This window comes from Nocardioides sp. NPDC057577 (genome assembly GCF_042801335.1).
In the GTDB taxonomy this organism is placed as follows: domain Bacteria; phylum Actinomycetota; class Actinomycetes; order Propionibacteriales; family Nocardioidaceae; genus Nocardioides.
Window position 1 is genome coordinate 4,490 of the sequence record NZ_JBHVGB010000011.1, and the last position, 19,744, is coordinate 24,233.

At 70.5% G+C, this 19,744-nt stretch carries 19 protein-coding genes; 7 read left to right on the forward strand and 12 right to left on the reverse strand.

Annotated features, from left to right (window positions below; all coding sequences use genetic code 11):
• Positions 1-77 precede the first annotated feature (77 nt).
• Positions 78-956 (reverse strand): acyl-CoA thioesterase, encoded by an 879-nt coding sequence (locus ACFU7D_RS03885; RefSeq protein ID WP_378863578.1) that lies wholly within the window; start codon positions 954-956, stop codon positions 78-80.
• 15 nt (positions 957-971) lie between these two features.
• Positions 972-1,931, reverse strand: coding sequence for a proteasome assembly chaperone family protein (locus ACFU7D_RS03890; RefSeq protein ID WP_378728327.1), 960 nt, complete (start codon positions 1,929-1,931; stop codon positions 972-974).
• A 310-nt stretch (positions 1,932-2,241) separates the two neighbouring features.
• On the opposite strand from ACFU7D_RS03890, the gene ACFU7D_RS03895 reads away from it, so the two are divergent.
• On the forward strand, positions 2,242-3,441 hold the full coding sequence (locus ACFU7D_RS03895; RefSeq protein WP_378863581.1) for a thiolase family protein: 1,200 nt from the start codon (positions 2,242-2,244) through the stop codon (positions 3,439-3,441).
• Between the two features lies 1 nt (position 3,442).
• Entirely contained in the window at positions 3,443-5,536 is a 2,094-nt protein-coding gene (locus ACFU7D_RS03900; RefSeq protein WP_378863584.1) for a 3-hydroxyacyl-CoA dehydrogenase NAD-binding domain-containing protein, read from the forward strand.
• Between the two features lie 89 nt (positions 5,537-5,625).
• Here the strand turns inward: ACFU7D_RS03900 and ACFU7D_RS03905 are convergent, their stop codons facing one another.
• From ACFU7D_RS03905 to ACFU7D_RS03945, 9 genes are all read right to left on the reverse strand, one after another.
• Complete coding sequence (locus ACFU7D_RS03905) at positions 5,626-5,847, reverse strand: hypothetical protein (protein WP_378728329.1); 222 nt, start codon at positions 5,845-5,847, stop codon at positions 5,626-5,628.
• Positions 5,848-5,993: 146 nt separating this feature from the next.
• Entirely contained in the window at positions 5,994-7,892 is a 1,899-nt protein-coding gene (gene dxs / locus ACFU7D_RS03910; RefSeq protein WP_378863587.1) for a 1-deoxy-D-xylulose-5-phosphate synthase, read from the reverse strand.
• Between the two features lie 11 nt (positions 7,893-7,903).
• Positions 7,904-8,356, reverse strand: coding sequence for an NUDIX domain-containing protein (locus ACFU7D_RS03915; protein ID WP_378728331.1), 453 nt, complete (start codon positions 8,354-8,356; stop codon positions 7,904-7,906).
• 53 nt (positions 8,357-8,409) lie between these two features.
• Positions 8,410-8,742: a type II toxin-antitoxin system PemK/MazF family toxin gene (locus tag ACFU7D_RS03920; RefSeq protein ID WP_378863589.1), complete on the reverse strand. Its 333-nt coding sequence runs from the start codon at positions 8,740-8,742 to the stop codon at positions 8,410-8,412.
• 32 nt (positions 8,743-8,774) lie between these two features.
• Positions 8,775-9,770: a zinc-binding dehydrogenase gene (locus tag ACFU7D_RS03925; protein WP_378863592.1), complete on the reverse strand. Its 996-nt coding sequence runs from the start codon at positions 9,768-9,770 to the stop codon at positions 8,775-8,777.
• Positions 9,770-10,639, reverse strand: a complete 870-nt coding sequence (gene phnE, locus ACFU7D_RS03930) for a phosphonate ABC transporter, permease protein PhnE (protein ID WP_378863595.1) — start codon at positions 10,637-10,639, stop codon at positions 9,770-9,772. Before phnE ends, ACFU7D_RS03925 begins: the two co-directional genes overlap by 1 nt.
• Positions 10,636-11,433, reverse strand: coding sequence for a phosphonate ABC transporter ATP-binding protein (locus ACFU7D_RS03935; protein ID WP_378863598.1), 798 nt, complete (start codon positions 11,431-11,433; stop codon positions 10,636-10,638). The genes phnE and ACFU7D_RS03935 overlap by 4 nt, the downstream gene beginning before the upstream one ends.
• 79 nt (positions 11,434-11,512) lie before the next feature.
• Positions 11,513-12,457: a phosphate/phosphite/phosphonate ABC transporter substrate-binding protein gene (locus tag ACFU7D_RS03940; RefSeq protein ID WP_378863601.1), complete on the reverse strand. Its 945-nt coding sequence runs from the start codon at positions 12,455-12,457 to the stop codon at positions 11,513-11,515.
• Between the two features lie 18 nt (positions 12,458-12,475).
• Positions 12,476-13,633, reverse strand: a complete 1,158-nt coding sequence (locus tag ACFU7D_RS03945; RefSeq protein WP_378863604.1) for a TIGR03364 family FAD-dependent oxidoreductase — start codon at positions 13,631-13,633, stop codon at positions 12,476-12,478.
• A gap of 168 nt (positions 13,634-13,801) precedes the next feature.
• Here ACFU7D_RS03945 and ACFU7D_RS03950 point away from each other — a divergent pair, with 168 nt between their 5' ends.
• From ACFU7D_RS03950 to ACFU7D_RS03960, 3 genes are read left to right on the forward strand one after another with little or no spacing between them, the layout of a single operon-like run.
• Entirely contained in the window at positions 13,802-14,560 is a 759-nt protein-coding gene (locus ACFU7D_RS03950) for a GntR family transcriptional regulator (RefSeq protein WP_378863606.1), read from the forward strand.
• Positions 14,557-15,249 (forward strand): phosphonatase-like hydrolase, encoded by a 693-nt coding sequence (locus ACFU7D_RS03955; RefSeq protein WP_378863609.1) that lies wholly within the window; start codon positions 14,557-14,559, stop codon positions 15,247-15,249. The genes ACFU7D_RS03950 and ACFU7D_RS03955 overlap by 4 nt, the downstream gene beginning before the upstream one ends.
• Before the next feature lie 47 nt (positions 15,250-15,296).
• On the forward strand, positions 15,297-15,506 hold the full coding sequence (locus ACFU7D_RS03960; protein WP_378728342.1) for a hypothetical protein: 210 nt from the start codon (positions 15,297-15,299) through the stop codon (positions 15,504-15,506).
• Between the two features lie 10 nt (positions 15,507-15,516).
• Here ACFU7D_RS03960 and ACFU7D_RS03965 read toward each other — a convergent pair whose 3' ends face one another.
• On the reverse strand, positions 15,517-16,746 hold the full coding sequence (locus tag ACFU7D_RS03965; RefSeq protein WP_378863612.1) for a PucR family transcriptional regulator: 1,230 nt from the start codon (positions 16,744-16,746) through the stop codon (positions 15,517-15,519).
• A gap of 148 nt (positions 16,747-16,894) precedes the next feature.
• Here ACFU7D_RS03965 and ACFU7D_RS03970 point away from each other — a divergent pair, with 148 nt between their 5' ends.
• Both ACFU7D_RS03970 and ACFU7D_RS03975 read left to right on the forward strand, forming a co-directional pair.
• On the forward strand, positions 16,895-18,214 hold the full coding sequence (locus ACFU7D_RS03970; protein ID WP_378863615.1) for an MFS transporter: 1,320 nt from the start codon (positions 16,895-16,897) through the stop codon (positions 18,212-18,214).
• Complete coding sequence (locus tag ACFU7D_RS03975; protein ID WP_378863618.1) at positions 18,211-19,701, forward strand: long-chain fatty acid--CoA ligase; 1,491 nt, start codon at positions 18,211-18,213, stop codon at positions 19,699-19,701. Before ACFU7D_RS03970 ends, ACFU7D_RS03975 begins: the two co-directional genes overlap by 4 nt.
• Positions 19,702-19,744: the final 43 nt, after the last annotated feature.

A 19,744-nucleotide genomic window follows, 5' to 3' on the forward strand; every position in this document is an offset into this window, starting at 1 on the left:
ACACGGGGAGGTGGGGCTGCTGACCACCCGCCCCCCCCGACGCCGGATCCCGTCAGAACAAGCCGGGTCGGCGCGGGTCAGGCGCGGGGAGGGCGGATGAGGCCTTCCTGGGCGACCGTGGCCGCGAGGGTGCCGTCGGCGGTGAAGACGCGGCCGATGGACAGGCCGCGGCCGCCGTACGCCGAGGGGCTCTCCTGGTCGTAGAGCCACCACTCGTCCGCGCGGAACGGCCGGTGGAACCAGATGGTGTGGTCCAAGGACGCCATCTGGATGCCCTTGTGGTCCAGCGAGTGGGCGGCCAGGGAGGCGCCCAGGAGGGAGATGTCGGAGGCCCAGGTGAAGGCGCCGCGCTGGATGTCAGGGGCGTCGGGGAGGGAGGCGCCCAGACGGATCCAGAGGCGCTGCTGCGAGGGGCGTGTCGGGTCGGGCTCGAGGCCGAGCAGCGAGTTGCCGACGGCGCGGATCTCGACCGCCTCCCACTCGCGCGCCAGCGAGACCGCCTCGGGGCTTCCGGAGTCGGCCATCATCTTGAGGAAGTCGATGCACTTCTCCGGCGGCGGCACCGACGGCATCGCGTCCTGGTGCTCGAAGCCGGTCTCCTCGCGCTGGAAGTTGGCGGTGAGGTAGTAGATGTCGCGCCCCTTCTGGCGCGCGCTCACCCGCCTGGTCTCGAAGGAGCGCCCGTCGCGGATCCGCTCGACGTCGTAGACGATCGGGTAGGACGGGTCGCCCGGCAGCAGGAAGTAGGAGTGCATCGAGTGCACGGTGAAGGCCGGGTCGGCCGACCGCACCGCGGCCATCAGCGCCTGGGCGGCCACCTGGCCGCCGTAGGCGCGGCCCCGCGAGTTACGGGTCGTGGTGGCACCGTGGTAGAGGTCCTTGTCGATCTCGACCAGGTCGAGCACGCCTACCAGCTCGGCCACTGCCTGATCCGCCGCTACGGCGTCGGTCGTCATGTGAGTGAGTGTCTCTCAATCCTTCTCAGGGTTGTCATCGGGGTCGGGGCCGTTCAGCCCGGCCAGGAACTGCTCGAACTGCTCGCCGAGCTCGTCGCCGGTCGGCAGCGGCTCGTCGGGAGCCAGGAGCGAGCGTCCGGACTCCTCACCGCGCTGGAAGGTGTCGTACTGCTGCTCGAGAGCGGCCACGACCTCCCGCACCTCCGCATTGTCCTCGATGTAGGAGGCGATCTCCTCCTCGCGGCGCTGGGCCTCGGCCTCCAGGTCGGAGACCGGGATCGTCAGCCGGGCCGCACGCTCGAGGGCCTCGACGAGCACGACCGCCGCTGCCGGATAGTCGCTCTGGGCCAGGTAGTGCGGCATGTGCACCACGAAGCCGCCCGCCGGGTGGCCCCACTCCCCCAGGCGTACCTCCACCAGGGCCTGGGCCGAGGCCGGGATCCGGATCTCGCCCTTCCAGGGGCTCTCCCAGACCTGGCCGGTGAGCTCCTGCGCCGGGTCGTTGGCGTGCCTGGTCGTGGTCAGCGGCCGGGTGTGCGGCACCGCCATCGGGACCGAGGCGAGCGCGATCACCTCGGTCACGCCGAGGCGCTCGACGACCTCGCGTACGGCGCCGGCGAAGGCCTCCCAGCGGTTGTCCGGCTCGGGGCCGTGCAGCAGGAGGTAGGGGGCATCGCCGGTGTCCTTGAGCAGCCGGACGACCAGCCGCGGGGCGTCGAAGGACTCGTAGTGGTCGCTGACGAACGAGATCGCCGGGCGCCGGGCCCGGTAGTCGTGGAGCTCGTCGACGTCGAACGTCGCCACCACCGGCGCGCGCCTCGATGTCTGGACCAGATGGGCCGCGGCCCGCTCGGCGGCCTTGCCCGCATCGAGGAAGCCGTCCAGGACGACCACCAACGGCAGCTGGTCACCACCGGCAAGGATGATCTCCTCGGGCAGGTCGTCCACGATGTGCACCAGTCGTGATCCGGCCATCGGTGTCTCCTCCCGTTGCGTACGGCCCTTGCGGACCTCGTCGTCGCTCGCCTCGCCAGGGATCGCGACCCTGGGGCTCAACCTTCTCAATACACGCTTCCACATGACGACAGCGCAGCATTCTGGACGCCCACGTTATTCCCAAGCCGACGCGCGGAGACCGGCGACCTCCGCTGCGGCAGGCGATGTGACCTCCCCCTCGGTGCGGCCGTTGTTACTAGCGGGTAATGTAGGCGACGGGCACCACCCGTGCCCGCACCACCAGCGTTGCCAAGCGGCAACCGACCGGCAACCCACATGGAGTGACACGGTGACCCGACAGCTGCGAGAAGTCGTCTTCGTCGACGGCGTACGCACACCTTTCGGCAAGGCCAAGGGCCAGTACGCCGAGACCCGCGCAGACGACCTCGTCGTCAAGCTCATCCGTGAGCTCACGCGCCGCAACCCCGAGCTTCCCCCCGAGCGGATCGACGAGGTCGCCATCGCCGCGACCACTCAGATCGGCGACCAGGGCCTGACGATCGGGCGCACCGCGGGCCTGCTCGCCGGGCTCCCGCAGTCCGTCCCGGGCTACGCGATCGACCGCATGTGCGCCGGCGCGATGACCGCCGTCACCACGACCGCCGGCGGCATCGCCTTCGGCGCCTACGACGTCGTCATCGCCGGCGGTGTCGAGCACATGGGCCGCCACCCGATGGGTGAGGGCGTCGACCCCAACCCGCGGATCATCTCCGAGAAGCTCGTCGACCCCTCCGCGCTCGTCATGGGCAACACCGCCGAGAACGTCCACGACCGCTACCCGGCGATCACCAAGGAGCGCACCGACGCGTTCGCCGTCCGCTCCCAGGAGCTGGCGGCCAAGGCGTACGCCGACGGCAAGATCCAGCCCGACCTGGTCCCCGTCGCCACCCGTTCGGCCGAGAACGGCTGGGGCCTGGCCACCACCGACGAGCCGATGCGTCCCGGCACCACCACCGAGGACCTGGCCAAGCTGAAGACCCCGTTCCGTCCGCACGGCCGCGTCACCGCGGGCAACGCGGCGGGCATCAACGACGGCGCGACCGCCTCGCTGCTGGCCTCCGAGGAGGTCGCCCGCGAGCTCGGTCTGCCGATCAAGATGCGACTGGTGTCGTACGCCTTCGCCGGCGTCGCCCCCGAGGTCATGGCCGTCGGCCCGATCCCCTCGACCGAGAAGGCGCTGGCCAAGGCCGGGCTCACGATCGACGACATCGAGGCCTTCGAGGTCAACGAGGCGTTCGCGATCCAGGTGCTCGCGTTCCTGGACAACTTCGGCATCGCCGAGGACGACGAGCGCGTGAACCCCTACGGCGGCGCGATCGCGTTCGGTCACCCGCTGGCCTCCTCCGGTGTGCGGCTGATGATCCAGCTCGCGCGCCAGTTCGAGGAGCGCCCCGAGGTCCGCTACGGCCTCACCACCATGTGCATCGGCCTGGGTATGGGCGGCACGGTCATCTGGGAGAACCCGAACTGGAACGGCAAGGAGGCCTGACATGACGGACATCAACACGCTCCTCGCCGACGTCGAGAAGCTCTTCACCGACGACGAGGTCGTCACCGCGGCCAAGCTGGCGAAGATCAACCTGCCCTCCGGCAAGGTCCTCGGTCTGGTCACCCTCGACAACGGCCACGACCACACCCGCCCGAACACCTTCGGGCCGAAGTCGCTGGTCGAGCTCAACACCGCGTACGACGCGGCCCTGGCCGACTCCGAGATCGACGCGATCGCGGTGACCGGCAAGCCGTTCATCCTCGCGGCCGGCGCCGACCTGACCTCGCTGCAGGCGGGCGGCCCCGACGGGATCCGTACGATCGCCGAGCTCGGCCACGCGGTCTTCCGCAAGCTGGGCGACGGCAACGGGACGGCGAAGAAGCCCTCCTTCGGCTTCATCAACGGGCTCGCGCTCGGTGGTGGCCTCGAGGTCGCGCTGCACGCCGACTACCGCACGATCCAGGACTCGGTGCCGGCCGTCGGCCTGCCCGAGGTCATGCTCGGCCTGATCCCCGGCTGGGGCGGCGGCTACCTGCTGCCGAACCTGATCGGTCCGGCCAAGGCCGCCAAGGTCTTCATCGAGAACCCGCTCAACAACGGCAAGGTGCTCAAGGGCGCCGAGGCCTTCGACCTGGGCATCGCGGACGCGATCTTCGGTGGCGCCGACTACCTCGAGCAGTCGCTGCTGTGGGCCGACAAGGTGCTGACCGGTGACGTCACCGTCGAGCGGGCCGAGATCGACCGGGGCGAGGGCTGGGACGAGGCCGCCAAGAACGCCGGCTTCTTCGCATGGGCCAAGACCGGCGACGCCTCCCCTGCCGCCAAGAAGGCAGTCGAGCTGCTCACCCTGGCCAAGACGGCGACCCGCGACGAGGGCTTCGCGGCCGAGGACGACGCCCTCGTGGCGATGTCGAAGACCCCGCAGCTGCTTGCCTCGCTCTACTCCTTCGACCTGGTGCAGAAGCGCGCCAAGCGTCCCGCCGGCGCCCCCGACAAGGCACTCGCGCAGAAGGTCACCAAGGTCGGCATCATCGGTGCCGGGCTGATGGCCTCGCAGTTCGCGCTGCTGTTCGTCCAGCGTCTCAAGGTGCCTGTCGTCATGGTCGACCTCGACCAGGAGCGTGCCGACAAGGGTGTGGCGTACGTTCACGCCGAGCTCGACAAGAAGCTCGCCAAGGGACGCGCGAGCCAGGATGCGACCAACCGCCTCAAGGCACTCGTGACGGCTTCGGTCGACTACGCCGAGGCCTTCACCGACGCCGACTTCATCATCGAGGCCGTCTTCGAGGAGATGGGCGTCAAGAAGACCGTCTTCGCCAACGCCGAGGCCGTCGCGCCGGAGACCGCGGTCTTCGCCACGAACACCTCGAGCCTCTCGATCACGGAGATGGCGGCCGACCTGAAGAACCCCGAGCGGGTCGTCGGCTTCCACTTCTTCAACCCGGTCGCGGTCATGCCGCTGCTGGAGATCATCCGCGGCGAGAAGACCTCCGACGCGGCCCTGGCCACGGCGTTCTCGGTCTCGAAGTCGCTGAAGAAGACCTCGATCCTGGTCAAGGACAGCCCGTCCTTCATCGTGAACCGGCTCCTGGGTCGCTTCATGGGCGAGGTCTCCAAGGTCGCCGACGAGGGCACCCCGGTCGACGTCGTCGAGTCCGCCTTTGCGGGGGTCGCGCCGATGGGCCCGTTCGCGCTGATCGGCCTGGTCGGTCCGGCGATCGCGTACCACAACAACGAGACGCTCGCGAAGGCCTTCCCCGACCGGTTCTACCTCTCCGAGAACCTCCACAGGGTCGTCGAGGCCAAGAAGAGCTCCTTCTTCGGTCCCGACGGGCGCACCCTCGATCCCGAGGTCGAGGCCCTGCTGGTCTCCGGCGACGTGGTCAAGACCGCCGAGGAGGCCCGCCAGCAGTCTCTGGAGGCCATCGCCGACGAGATCGGCCGGATGCTCGAGGAGGGCGTCGCCCAGGCCGCCGAGGACATCGACCTTGCGATGATCACCGGTGCCGGCTTCCAGTTCTGGAACGGCGGCATCACCCAGCTCCTCGACCGCGAGGGCATCTCCGAGAAGGTCACCGGCAAGAAGTTCCACTGACCGACGCAAGTCCGCCCCCGACCGATCTGATCGGTCGGGGGCGGTCCCATGCTGGGCCGGGCCGGGCCCGGACGCACATCAGCAGGGACTCAGGCCTTGTCGGTGGCTACCTTGCCGCCGCCGACCGCCTTCTCCGGTGTGCCCACGTTCTGCCGCGCGCGGGGCCGCTGCTGGCGGCCTGGGGCCTGCGCCGAGCCGCGCCGGCCCTCGATCTTCCTGCGGATCTGTTCATCCGCCGCTCGCAGATCGAACGGCGCCGACATCTGCTCAGGTGACCAACGGAATTCGGCCACGAGGTCGTCATAGAGCATTGGATCCCCCGAGTGCTGTGTGGTGACGTTACCGAGAGCCCTCGTCGCCCCCGACGGACCCCACTCTAAGCCCACACCGGCCGAACTTCGCCAGGGGCTCGACCAGAGAGACCGACTCCCCCGAGTCAAAATTCGGCGTCTCGGCGTCAGAAACTGACGTCTCGGGGCAGGGCGGCGGGGGTCAGGGAACCCAGACGCTCGATGGTGTCGAGCGCGACCGCCTGGGGGGTCAGGCCGATGCTCTCCAGGATCTTGGGGCGCTTGGCGTGGTCGAGGAACTCCTGCGGGATGCCGTGGATCTTCACCGGCGTGCGTACGTCCGCGGCGGTCAGCGCCTGCAGGAAGGACGCGCCCACGCCGCCCGCGACGCCGTTGTCCTCGATGGTGACGACCAGGCTGTGGTCGGCGGCCGCCTCGATGAGCGCCGGGTCGATCGGCTTGACCCAGCGCGGGTCGACGACGGTCACGCCGATGCCCTGGGCGGTGAGCCGCTCGGCGACGCCCACGGCGACCTCGGCCATGGAGCCGACACCGAGGACCAGGACGTCCTTGGTGCCGTTGCGCACGATCACGTCGGCGTCACCGAGCTTGGCGATGGTGGGGATGTCCTCGGGCGGCGGGCCCTTCGGGAACCGCACGACGGTGGGCGCGTCGTCGACCTCGACGGCCTCGTCGAGGAGCTCGTTGAGGCGAGCGATGTCGCGCGGCGCGGCCAGGCGGAGCCCGGGGACGACCTGGAGGAGCGACATGTCCCACATCCCGTTGTGGGAGGCGCCGTCGTCGCCGGTGACCCCGGAGCGGTCGAGGACGAACGTCACCCCTGCCCGGTGCAGGGCGCAGTCCATCAGCACCTGGTCGAAAGCGCGGTTGAGGAAGGTCGCGTAGACCGCGAAGACCGGGTGCAGGCCACCCATCGCCAGGCCGGCCGCCGAGGTGGCTGCGTGCTGCTCGGCGATCCCGACGTCGAAGGTGCGCTCGGGGAACCTGGCCTGGAACGCGTCGAGGCCGACCGGGTGCATCATCGCCGCGGTGATCGCGACGATGTCCTGGCGGCTCTCCCCCAGCCGGATCATCGCGTCGGAGAAGTGGTCGGTCCAGATCCGGCCCTTCGGCTTCTCGGCGCCGGTCTGGACGTCGAAGGGACCCGGCGAGTGGAACTGGTCGGCCTCGTGGCGCTCTGCCGGGTCGTAGCCGTAGCCCTTGCGGGTGAGCGCGTGCACGATCACCGGACCGCCGAACCGCTTGGCCGAGGTCAGCGCCTGCTCGACGGCGTGCCGGTCGTGGCCGTCGACAGGGCCGACGTACTTCAGGCCGAGGTCCTCGAACAGGCCCTGGGGCGCGACCGCGTCCTTGAGCCCCTTCTTGACCGCGTGCAGCGCGTCGTAGGCCATCGAGCCGATCCCGGGCACCGCGTTGAGGCGGCGCTTGACCATGTCGAGGAGCACCTCGTAGCGGGGGTTCGTCCGCAGCGAGGTCAGCGCCGTCGCCAGGCCACCGATGGTCGGGGTGTAGGAACGGCCGTTGTCGTTGACCACGATGACCAGCTTGGAGTCGTGCTGGATCGCGATGTTGTTGAGCGCCTCCCAGGCCATCCCGCCGGTCAGCGCGCCGTCGCCGATCACGGCGACCACGTGGCGGTCCTCACCGCGGATCGTGAAGGCCTTGGCCAGCCCGTCGGCGTAGGAGAGCGCGGTGGAGGCATGCGAGTTCTCGACCACGTCGTGGTCGGACTCGGACTGGCTCGGGTAGCCGCTCATCCCGCCCTCGCGCCGCAGCGTGCCGAAGTCGCCGGCCCGTCCGGTGACGAGCTTGTGGACGTAGGACTGGTGGCCGGTGTCGAAGACGATCTTGTCGCGCGGGCTGTCGAAGACCCGGTGCATGGCGAGGGTCAGCTCGACCACGCCGAGGTTCGGTCCCAGGTGGCCGGTGTTGGTGGCCACGGTCCGGATCATCAGGTCCCGGATCTCGCTCGCGAGGAGCTCGAGCTGGTCGTCGGAGAGATCACGAAGATCCTGCGGCGCGGCGATGCGTTCGAGGAGACCCATAGGAGGGGATTCTACGTCTCCACCCTGAGGGGCCTCGACCCGGATAGGGCCGCGTGCTGGGGCGATCCGAGGAAGGGTGTCAGCCCGATCCGGGCCGAGTCACTGAGGTCCAGGTCAGACACGGTCGCGGGGTCCACGAAGACGATCTGGCGGCCCTCGTGGCACACGATGTCGGCGTCGGTGAGGTCGACAGCCGCGGCGTACAGGTGGATCTTGTCGTTGCTGCCGGTCTCGGGATGGCGAAGCTCGTGGACACCGACCAGCTCCAGCGCCTCGGGCGCGAGCCGCACCTCGGTCTCCTCCTCGAGCTCACGCACCGCGCCGGCCAGTGGCTCCTCCCCCGGCTCCAGGTGGCCGCCGCTGAACGCCCACTTCTCCGGAGCGATCACGGGGCGCTCGTCACGTTCCTGGAGCAGCACCCAGCCACGTCGGTCGACAAGGATCACGGCGGCGAACTCGGTCATGGGGCGCGAGCCTAGTACTCCGGTCCGGATCGTGATCTGGGCGCTGTTCTCCCCTACCCGATTCCGCCGAGACGGAGGGCATCGTCGACCTCGCCGAGCTTCGCGGAGGTCAGGACACCTGCTCGCTCGATCAGGTCCTCCCGGGACAGGGTCGTCAGCCATGTGCAGGGTGTCGCGCCCGGGCGCGGCAACGCGACCCGGAGCACGCCTTGGAAGGGCAGTCCTTCTCCGGCACCTACCGCCACCTCGACGGCCAGGCCGGTGATGTCGACACCCGCCGGAGCGACGACCTGCATCACCTGGATCCCGGATGCGTCCTCTCCCGAGAGCAGCACGACCGGACGCCGCTCGTCGAACTCCACCCACCAGACTTCACCACGTTGCACGTGTCCTCCTGACACAGGACGGGTGGCCGATGCTAGCGCTGGTCGCTGCTCGGACGCACCGATGCCCGCGGTCTACCCGGCTCGCTCGTCAGTACGTCACCGACCTGCTCGAGCCCGACGGGCTCCTCGACCAGCTCCGCCCATGCGCGCTCGGACGCGGCGAGGAAGGCGACCGCCTGTTCCAGGTGGCGCGGCTCGTAGTTGTGTACGCCGCTGACCGACCGCCAGCCCCGCACGATCGCCTCGGGGTCGACCGAGATCGCGCGCCCCGGGGAGACCGAGCCCACCAGGACGAGGGAGCCGCCGATGTCGAGCGCCCCGAACGCCGCCTCCACCGCCGACGCGGCGCCGGAGAAGTCCAACGCCACATCGACCGGCGCAGGCGCCTGACCCGCGAGGAGCGTCGAGGTCGCGCCGAAGCCGACGGCCAGCTCCAGCCGGGCGGGCTCGACGTCGCTCGCCACGACCTCGGCCGCCCCGGCGTCCGCCGCGGCCGCCACCGCGGTGAGCCCGAGCATCCCGGCGCCGACCACCAGAACCCGTCTCCCACGCAGCGAGCCGGCCCGCTCCAGGGCAGCCATCACCGTGGCGGTGGCGCACCCGGCCGGCGCGGCGACCTCGTCGGCCACGGTGTCGGGGACCGGCACGACGGCGGTGCCGGCGGGCAGGAGCACGTGGGTCGCATAGGTGCCGGACAACGGCCAGGCCGGCTCGTAGGTCTCGTGCCCGAGCTTGCGCACGGAGCGGCACTTCGCGGTGAGCCCCCGAAGGCAGCGGTCACAGCGCCCGCACGAGACGGTGACGCCCCAGACCACGCGTCGGCCGGTGCCCACGATCCGCCCGACGCCCTCATGGCCGAGCACGCTCGGGCACGCACCGGGACGACGGCCGGAGACAGTGTGGTGGTCGGAGCCACACACCGTCGCCAGGTCGATCTCGACCAGCGTCTCCCCCGGACCCGGTACCGGCAGGTCCACGGTCTCCAGCGTCACCTCGGTGCCACCGCGCCACACCGCGAGCCGCGCCATCAGACCGCACCGACCTTCCGGCGCAGCCAGGCGCTGAACAGGTCGATGACGATGATCAGGACGATCACCATGCAGACGTACGTCATCATCGTGTCGAAGTGGAAGCTGTCCACCTCGGTCTTGATGAAGAATCCGATACCGCCGGCGCCGACGGTGCCGAGGATCACGGAGGACCGTACGTTGGTGTCGAACCGGTAGAGCAGCAGTCCCAGCAGCGAGGGCATCACCGCCGGCAGCACCGCATGGGCGGCGGTCTGGACCGGCGAGGCACCGGCGACGCGCAGCGCCTCCACCGGCCCCTGGTCGACCTCGTCCATCGACTCCGACCACAGCTTGCCCATCACCGCGACGTTGTGGATCGCCAGCGCGATCACACCCGGGAAGGCCCCGAAGCCGACCGCGGCGATGAACATCAGCGCATAGACCGTCTCGGGAATCGCGCGCAGCACCGACATCACCGCGCGCCCGGCCAGCCACAGCGGCACGAACCGGTTGGTCGTACGCGAGGAGATGATCGCAAACAGCAGCGCCGCCGGGATCGACAGGGTCGTGCCGAGCAGGCCGATCCAGATCGTCAGCAGACAGTAGGCCAGGCCGGGGCGGATCGTCTCGGACCAGCGCAGATCGAGGGGGAAGGCGCCGTCCTGGTGGATCGTCTTGCCGTTCGGGAAGGTCTTGTCGAGGCCGAACAGGAAGTTCCACAGGCCCCGCCAGCCCTCGATCAGCTCCTTGGGCGAGGTGTTGGTCTGCACCGCGGCGTACCAGTGCACGATGACCAGACCGAGAGTGATCGCCACCCCGACCGCGATCCCGGACGGACGGAACCGGGGCGGGACGGCCTGCTCGGGCGGCCGTGTCGCGATGCTCATGCGAATTCCTTCGTACGGGCGGCCTCGGCCGCCTCCAATGCCTCCAGAGCGGGCCGGTAGAGCCCGGCAACGGTGTCGTCGTCGACCTCGGCGGCGGGGCTGTCGAAGACCAGGGACCCTCCGGCCAGGCCGAGGATCCGGTCGGAGAAGCGTCGTGCCAGGTCGGGCTGGTGCAGGACGGCGGCGACGGCCAGGCCGTCGTCGTCGGCCAGCGAGCGGAGCAGGTTCATGACCTGCTCGGAGGCGGCCGGGTCGAGCGCGGAGACCGGCTCGACGGCGAGCAGCACCTTGGCCCGCTGGCACAGCGCCCGGGCGACGGCGACCCGCTGCTGCTGGCCCCCGGAGAGGCGACCGGCCTTCTCCCGGGCCCGGTCGGCGAGACCGACCCGGTCCAGGCAGGCCATCGCCTCCTCCTGCACCTCGCGCGGGAAGGCGAGCACGGACCAGGACCGGCTCAGGCCGAGCCTTCCCAGCGCGCCGGCGCAGACGTTGTCGAGCACGCTGCGGCGGGGCACCAGGTGGATCTTCTGGAAGACCATCGCGACCGTCGGCATGGCCTCGCCGGGCTTGCCGGTCACGCCGTCGACCATGATCGTGCCGGCGTCGGGGCGCTCCAGGCCGACCACGCAACGCAGCGACGTGGACTTGCCGGAGCCGTTGGCGCCCAGGAGGCTGACCACCTCCCCGGAGGAGACGTCGAACGCGAGGCCGTCGAGGACCGTCTTCTCGCCGAACGCCTTGCGCAGCCCGTCGACCCGCAGCATCGCCGCGGCAGGGAGATGGTCAGCGCGCATCACGCCGACACCTCCGTTGCGCAAGCGCCATCGTACGGAGGCGCCGGCGTCCGCCCCATGGTTCGCTCGCTGCGCTCGCTCACAGGTCATCCGTGGTCAGGTCGAGGGCCTCGGCGAGCTCGGAGACCGGCTGGTAGTCCTCGTCGGTGACCGCCACCAGCGCCGGCTTGCCGGCGGGCGGGGTGAAGTCGAGGTACTCGCCGATCTCGGCGACCGCGTCGGCCGGCAGGTTCAGCAGCGCCTCCTGGACCGCCTCGGAGACCTCCGGGGTCATGTTCGGGCCAGCGGCGATCGGGTCGTTCAGGATCGGCTCGGATTCCCAGACCTGGCGGAAGGCGGACTCGTCGAACTGGCCCTCGGCGGTCGCGGAGGCGAGCGTCTGGCTGTTGATCTCGGCGCCGTCGACCTTGCCGTTGACCAGGGCCAGCAGCGCCTCGGTGTGGCCACCGGCGTACTCGGCCTTGACGTCCTTCTCGATCCCGGCGTCGATGAGCGCCTTGCGCGGCACCGCGTCACCGGAGGTGGAGCCGGACTCGGACAGTGCCAGGGTCGTCCCCGCGAGGTCCTCGACGGACTCGATCGGCGACTCCTTGGGCACCCAGATGCCACCGGTGTAGGAGGAGACCATGCCGTCCTCGCCAGCGAAGGAGGCCAGCGGCGTCGCGCCGGCCTGCTTCTGGGCGAAGACGTAGCCCAGCGGCCCGAACTGGCCGATGTCGAGCTTGCCGTTCTGCATGGCCAGGATCTCGGCGACGTACGTGTCGGAGATCTGCACCTCGACCTCGCAGCCGAGCTCTTCGCCGAGGGCCTTGCCCAGGGTCTCGTAGACGGGGATCAGGGTCTTGGGGTCCTCGAAAGGCTCGACCCCCATCGTCAGGGTGCCGTCGGGACAGATCTGGTCGGGGCCGACCTCGCCGCCTCCGGTGGCAGCCTTCTGGGTCGTCGTCCCGCTGCCGCAGGCGGCCAGGGCGAGGGTCAAGGTGGCGGCGCCGGCAAGGGCGGTGAGGGAGCGCAGCGTGGACATGTTCGGTTTCTCCTGTGGTCAGAGCAGCTGGTCGAGGACGGTGGGCGCGAGGCCCAGTGCTGTGGTCATGCCGATGCCCGACGTCACCGAGACGACCCGGAGGCCCGGGAACGGCTCGCTGTCGAGGAAGTCGGTCTGCGGGGAGTCCGCGTAAACCCCTCGCCAGCGACGTCGGACGGTGAGCGGAGCCCCGAGCAGCCGCGCCCCTTCCCGCAGCACCAGCTCGGCGACGTGCTCGTCGTCGAAGGGCAGGTGGGTGCGGTCGTAGTGGTGGGTGTCGCCCAGGACGATCGAGCCGGGTCGGCCGCCGCTCCCGGGGCGCTGGGTGAGCATGAGGTTCATCACGACGTCGAGGAGCTCGGGGCTGGTGGCCTCGATCTCCTGCCGCAACTGGGTGGCCGCGGCGGTCTCGGCGAAGCCGCCGTAGCGCAGCATCGAGAGCCCGGTCAGCACCGCCGGCCCGATCTCGACGTCACCCGGAGGAGCGACCTCGAGCATCTGCAGCCGGCAGCGGCGTACGCCTTCATCCTCTGCGACCTGCGGGAAGAGCCGGTCGACGTCGTGGCCGGCGGCATGGACGACGCGGGCGGAACGGATCGTTCCGCGGCTGGTGCGGACGTCGATCCCGCCGGCGACCGGGTCGATCGCGCCGACGTGGGTCGACCAGCTGAACCGGACGCCCTCGGACTCCAGCCACGCGGCGATCGCGGGCAGCGCCTCGCGCGGGTCCACCCGCAGGTCCAGCGGCAGGTGCGCGCCGCCGAGGACGTCCGCGGCGGCCGGGGCGAACAGGGCGCGCGTCGCGCCCGCGTCCAGCAGCCGGGCCTGATCGGTGCCGCGGGTCTCCGCGAACTCCTCGAGCACCGCCATCTCCGCCTCCGTGCGGGCGAGGACCACCGTGCCCGTCTCCCGGACCTCGAAGCCCGCCTTCGCTCCGAGAGCGCGCCAGCGCTCCCGGGCCGGGAGGGCGTAGGTGAGCGCCTGACCCGACTGAACGGTGGTGCAGATGTGTCCGAAGTTGCGGATCGAGGCGCCGACGGCGCGCTCGTCACGTTCGATGACATGGACCTTCAGACCGCGCGCGAGCCCTTCGACGGCATGCGCGAGGCCGACGATCCCGGCACCGACGACGACGAGGTCGGCGGCACCGTCGGGGGTGGTCGTATGAGTTGGCACGGCCCGAACACTTCTGTCTCACGGCTGCCCCGGTCAACAGTCCTGACCAACATGTACAGACAAGTTAACCGGTCGTTTTCCTGCGCAGGGTTTGCTCTTCTGAGCGTTTTCCGGGCGTTCACGAAGCGCTTCATCACACTTGTCTGATCAAGTTGTAGCCTGCTGCCCATGAGTAGCCCGCTCCACGTCCAGGTCGCCGAGGCCATCCGCGCCCGGATCATCGCCGGCGAGCTGCCGACCGGCGCCCCGATCCCTTCCGAGGCGCAGCTGTGCGAGCAGTTCGGCGCCTCCCGCGGCACGATCCGCACGGCACTGGCGAGCCTGCGCCGCGAGGGCCTGCTCAGCGGCGGCCAGGGACGTCCTCCGACCGTGCGTGACACCGCGCTCGGTCAGCCCTTCGAGCAGCTGATCTCGTTCAGCGCCTGGGTGCGGCAGATCGGACGCACCCCGGGCCAGCGCACCATCGAGGTCGCCCGGCGCGGCGCCACCGCGACCGCCGCCGAGGCGCTCGGCATCGAGGAGGGCGACCCCGTCGTCGACGTCCTCCGGCTCCGCCTGCTCGACGGCCAGCCGGCGATGCTCGAGCGGAGCACGTTCGTCGAGCGTGTCGGACGGCTGCTCTTCGACTTCGACCCCGACACCGGCTCGCTCTACGGATACCTGACCGCCGCCGGCGTCGACCTGCACGCCGCGCGCCACACGATGGACGCGGTCGCGGCCGACGAGACCGACGCCGACCTGCTCGACATCGCGGTGGGCAGCCCGCTGCTGCGCGAGCGCCGACGGGCGACCGCCGCCGACGGCACCCCGCTGGAGTACGCCGATGACCGCTACCGGCCCGACCGCGTCACGTTCACCATCGACAACACCCGCCCGTCCGCGGCGGGGATCCGCACCGACGTACGCATCCTCAAGGAGATCTCGTGACCACGACCGCCTTCCAGCTGGCCGCCCTCGACATGGCCGGCACCACCGTCGACGAGGGTGGGCTGGTCTACGACGTGCTCGAGTCGACCGTCGCCGACGCCGCTGGCGAGCCGGTCCCCCACGACCTGCTGCTGCGGTGGAAGGGCACCTCGAAGTGGGAGGCGATCCAGGGGCTGCTGCGCGGGCTCGGCCAGGACCCGAGCACCGCGCAGGTCGACAAGATCTTCGACGGCTTCGGCGAGCGCCTCGTCACCGCCTACCGGGAGACCCCGCCGCAGCCGTTCCCGGGTGTGCCCGAGATGTTCGCGACGCTGCGCTCGCGAGGCGTGAAGGTCGCGCTGCAGACCGGCTACTCCACCGAGATCGCCGCCGCCATCCTCGACGGCCTCGGCTGGACCGTCGGCCCCGGCCCCGAGTCGACCGTCGACGCCCTCGTCACCTCCGACCTCGTCGCCGCCAGCCGTCCGGCTCCCTACCTCGTCTTCCGCTGCATGGAGGCCACCGGCGTCCAGGACGTACGCCGTGTGCTGGTCGCCGGTGACACCCCCAACGACCTCGGCGCCGGCACCAACGCCGGGGCCGGCTTCGTCGTCGGCGTCGCGACCGGCTCCTTCACCCACGACCGGCTCGCCACCGAGCCGCACACCCACCTCCTCCCCTCCACCGCCGACCTGCCGACACTCTTGTGAGACGTGGGTTCCTTGACTGGACACAAGCCAAGGCAAAGACTGGCTCCATGGCACTGACCAAGAAGCAGAAGGCGATCCTGACCACCAGCGCGCTCGTGGCCCAGGCGGCAGTCGCTCCGGTGATCCTGCGTGACCTGCAGACGCGCTCGGACGACGAGATCCGCGGGCCGCGGACCCTGTGGCGGCTGTGGGGAAGCACCAATCTGCTCGGCGCGGCGGTCTACTGGGTCTACGGCCGCAAGCCGGTCTCCGCGTAGGGCGTGTCCCTCACGACACGCCGCGAGGCTTGGTGAGGAGCCGGATCGCGAAGATCAGCTCCTCGACGTCGGCGAACCGGCGCAGGTCGCAGCCGGTGCGCTCGGCGATCCGCTCGAGCCGGTAGTAGGCGGTGTTGACGTGCATGTGCAGCCGCTCGGCGGCGAGCTTGGCGTTGAGGTCGCTGGCGACGTAGGCAAGCATCGTCTCGATCATCGCGCCATCGCGCGCGAGGTCGTCGGTGACGAACTGACGCAGCTCGGGACGGATCAGCCGACGCACGGTGGGGTCCTCGCGCAGCACCAGGTAGTCGACCGTCGAGAGCATGGGCAGGGCGACCACGCCCGGCTCCTCCGCCAGGGAGTCGCGGGCGATCCCCGCCTCGGCGTACGCCGCGGGGACCGACGCCCACCCGGGGTGGACGGTGCTGATACCGACCGCCAGGTCGATGCCCTGACGGGCGAGCTGGCGGTGCACCCGGCGTAGATCGGGCACGAGCGCCTGCACGTCGTCGGTGGCCATCGGCAGGATCCCGATCATCTGCTCCTGCTGGATCACCGCAACGCCCTCCTGGGCCGGGCCGAGCTCGGTGCGGATGATCCGGAGGGCTTCGCGCAGACTCTGGCCGACACGTAGCGGGCGCACCGGGGCCGCGATGATCACGGCCGTCCGTCCGTCGCGCTCGAGCCCGCACGAGCGGGCGACCTCGAGCCGAGGCCCCGCAGGGACCTCGCGTCCGGCCAGGAGGTCCTCGACGAGGTCCCGCCGGATCCGGTCGCCCTCGGCAAGCTCGAGCTGCTGGGTGTTGAGATAGGCCTCGGCCGCGACCGTGCTGCCCACCTCGATCACCTGCATCACGTGCGAGGCCGTGGCCAGCGCCGCCTGACTGGTCTCCGGGTCGGGGGCGGCGATCTCGACGATGCGCTCCCACAACGCGACCTGACCGAGACGGAACGCCTGCAGGAAGTCAGCGAGCGCGACGCCTTGGCGCACCCGGTTGGCCGCCTGGCCCGCGCTCAGGTGGAAGTCCTCACGGACCGCGTCGCGCCCCTCCTCGAGGGTGATGAGCACCGCCCGGAAGACCGCCTCGGCATGGCTGGCGACATCGCTGCGCAGGTTGGGGTCCGGGCTGGCAGCATAGGCCGGCACCTGCTCCCAGGTGCGCGTCAGGAAGACCTCGACGGTCCCCGGCAGGCCGTCTCGGACACCGGCGACGATGCGTTTGATCGGATCGGTGCTCATCTGGACCTCCTCGTCCGACGTTGTGGGCCGGCCACAACGAGGTCTGTGGCTCGTCCTCGTGGCCCCGAGGCCCGTCGCGGCCGCACAGTGATGCCTGTCACACCCGGCATCCTGCCGCACCTGGCGGGACGGACACAGAGGCAGGCACATGACCACAACGACCCAGCCCCGGTCGATGTCACGGATCGCGATGGCATCGCTGGTCGGCACGACCATCGAGTTCTACGACTTCCTCATCTACGGCTACGCCGCCGCGCTGGTCTTCGCACCACTCTTCTTCCCCTCGCTCGGCACCGCCGCCGGCACCTGGGCATCCGTCGCGACGTTCGGTGTCGCCTTCGTCTTCCGCCCGCTGGGCGCCGTGGTGTTCGGGCACTTCGGCGACCGGCTGGGCCGCAAGCGCACCCTGGTGACGACGCTGCTCATGATGGGCGGAGCGACCTTCGCGATCGGCCTGATCCCGACGGCCGCCGCGATCGGTGCGGCGGCGCCGCTGCTGCTGGTGCTCCTGCGGGCGACCCAGGGCACCGCCCTCGGCGGCGAGTGGGCGGGCGCGGCGCTGCTCACCTCCGAGTACGCCGCGGAGGGCAAGCGCGGACGCTACAGCCTGTTCCCACAGCTCGGCCCCGGCCTCGGTGTGATCCTCGCCAGCGGGACCTTCCTGCTCACGATCCAGGTGATCGGCCTGGCGGCCTTCCAGCAGTGGGCCTGGCGGGTGCCGTTCCTGGTCAGCATCGTGCTCATCGCGCTCGGCCTCTGGGTCCGGCTCAACATCGCCGAGACGCCGTCGTTCTCGAAGGTCACCGCCGCGCGGACCACGGTGTCCTTCCCGTTCGCCGCCGCACTGCGCGACCAGTGGAGGCAGATCCTGCTCGGGGGCGGAATGCTGGCGATGACGTTCGGCGCCTTCTACCTCGCCGTGGTCTTCCTCGGCGGCATCGCCACCAGGCCGCCCGAGGAGAACGGGCTCGGTCTCACCCTCAACCAGATGCTGAGGGCCAACATGGTGGCCGGCCTCGTCCTCTGCCTCGCGGTGATCGGGTCCGCACTGCTCTCCGACCGGGTCGGGCGACGAGCCGTGCTGATGAGCGGGACGGTCTTCGGCCTGGTCGCCGGCCCGGTGGCGTTCGCGATCCTGACCCCCGGCGACGCCGGCTCCTTCACCCTGGCGATGGCGGTCCTGATGATCGCGATCGGCATCCCGTACGGGCCGGCTGCGGCGTACCTTCCGGAGCTCTTCCGGGCGGAGTACCGCTACACCGGGGCCGGGATGGCCTACAACCTGGCCGGGATCATCGGCGGCGCACTGCCGCTCGTGATCGGCGGTGCGTTGCTGGAGCGCTGGGGCATGAGCGGCCTCGCCGGCTTCGTGACGGTCCTGGCCGTGCTCAGCACCGCGTGCCTCCTCGCCCTGCGCGAGACCCGCGGCCAGGTCCTCGACGCCGAACCCGCAGGAGTCCTCCGGTGAACCTTGCCCACCACCTGATCGACGCGGCGCAGCGGCATCCGGACCGTCCGGCCGTACGCCTCGACGACGACGTGCTCGACTACACCACTCTCCTGGCGCAGGCCTCGGCGGTCGCCCGATGGCTGCACGCTGAAGGCCTGAAGCCGGGCGACCGGGTCGGCCTGGTCCTGCCCAACGTCCCGGCCTTCCCGGTGCACTTCTACGGAGCGCTCCTCGCCGGCGGCGTCGTCGTGCCGATGAACCCGCTGCTCAAGGCCAGGGAGATCGAGTTCTATCTCGAGGACTCCGGCGCCCGCTTCCTGTTCGTCGGTGAAGAGCTGAAGGACGAGGCGTACGCCGCGGCGGCTTCCCACGGGGTGCAGGCGGTCACCGTGGCCCCCGGAACCACCCACCTCCCGGCAGCGGAGACGACGAGTCGGCCCGTGCCACGGAGGCCATCCGACACGGCGGTGATCCTCTACACCTCCGGCACCACCGGCCGCCCGAAGGGCGCCGAGCTGACCCACGACAACCTCGGCGGCAACGCCGCACTCACCCGCGACACGCTCGTCGAGATCGGGCCCGAGGACGTGGTGATGGGGTGCCTGCCGCTCTTCCACGTCTTCGGCCTCACCTGCGGTCTGAACGCCGCCGTCCAGGCGGGCGCCTGCCTGACCCTCATCCCCCGCTTCGACGCCACCGCCGCGCTCGAGGTGATCGGCCGGGACAGGGTCACCGTCTTCGAGGGCGTCCCGACGATGTACGCCGGCATGCTCCACGCCGCCGACGCCGGCTCCTACGACGTGTCCAGCCTGCGCACCTGCATCTGCGGCGGGGCGCCGCTGCCGGTCGAGCTGCTCCACGAGTTCGAGGAGACCTTCGGCTGCACGATCCTCGAGGGCTACGGCCTCTCCGAGAGCTCACCGGTGGCCTGCTTCAACCACCCGCACATCGAGCGCAAGGCGGGATCGATCGGGGTGCCGGTGCGCGAGGTGCAGCTCAGGCTGGTCGCCGAGGACGGCAGCGAGACCGCCCCGGGCGAGGTCGGCGAGATCCTGATCAAGGGTCCCAACGTGATGAAGGGCTACTGGCAGCTGCCCGAGGTCACCGCCGAGACGATCGTCGACGGCTGGCTGAGGACCGGCGACCTCGGCCGGCGTGACGAGGACGGCTACTACTACGTCGTCGACCGCAAGAAGTCGCTGATCATCCGCGGCGGCTACAACGTCTACCCGCGCGAGATCGAGGAGGTCGTCTACGAGCACCCGGCGGTGCTCGAGGCCGCCGTGGTCGGCGTTCCGCATCCCGATCTGGGCGAGGAGGTGGCCGCGGCGGTCGCGCTCAGGGCCGGAGCGACGGCCTCGGCGCAGGAGATCCGTGCCTTCGTGAAGGAGCGGGTCGCGGCGTACAAGTACCCGCGTCACGTCTGGATCATGCCGGAGCTGCCCAAGGGACCGACCGGCAAGATCCTCCGCCGCGAGATCGATCCGCCGACCGTTCTGATATGACCTCGAAATTGGATACCCAGGGCGGCATCCGAGCCCATTTATA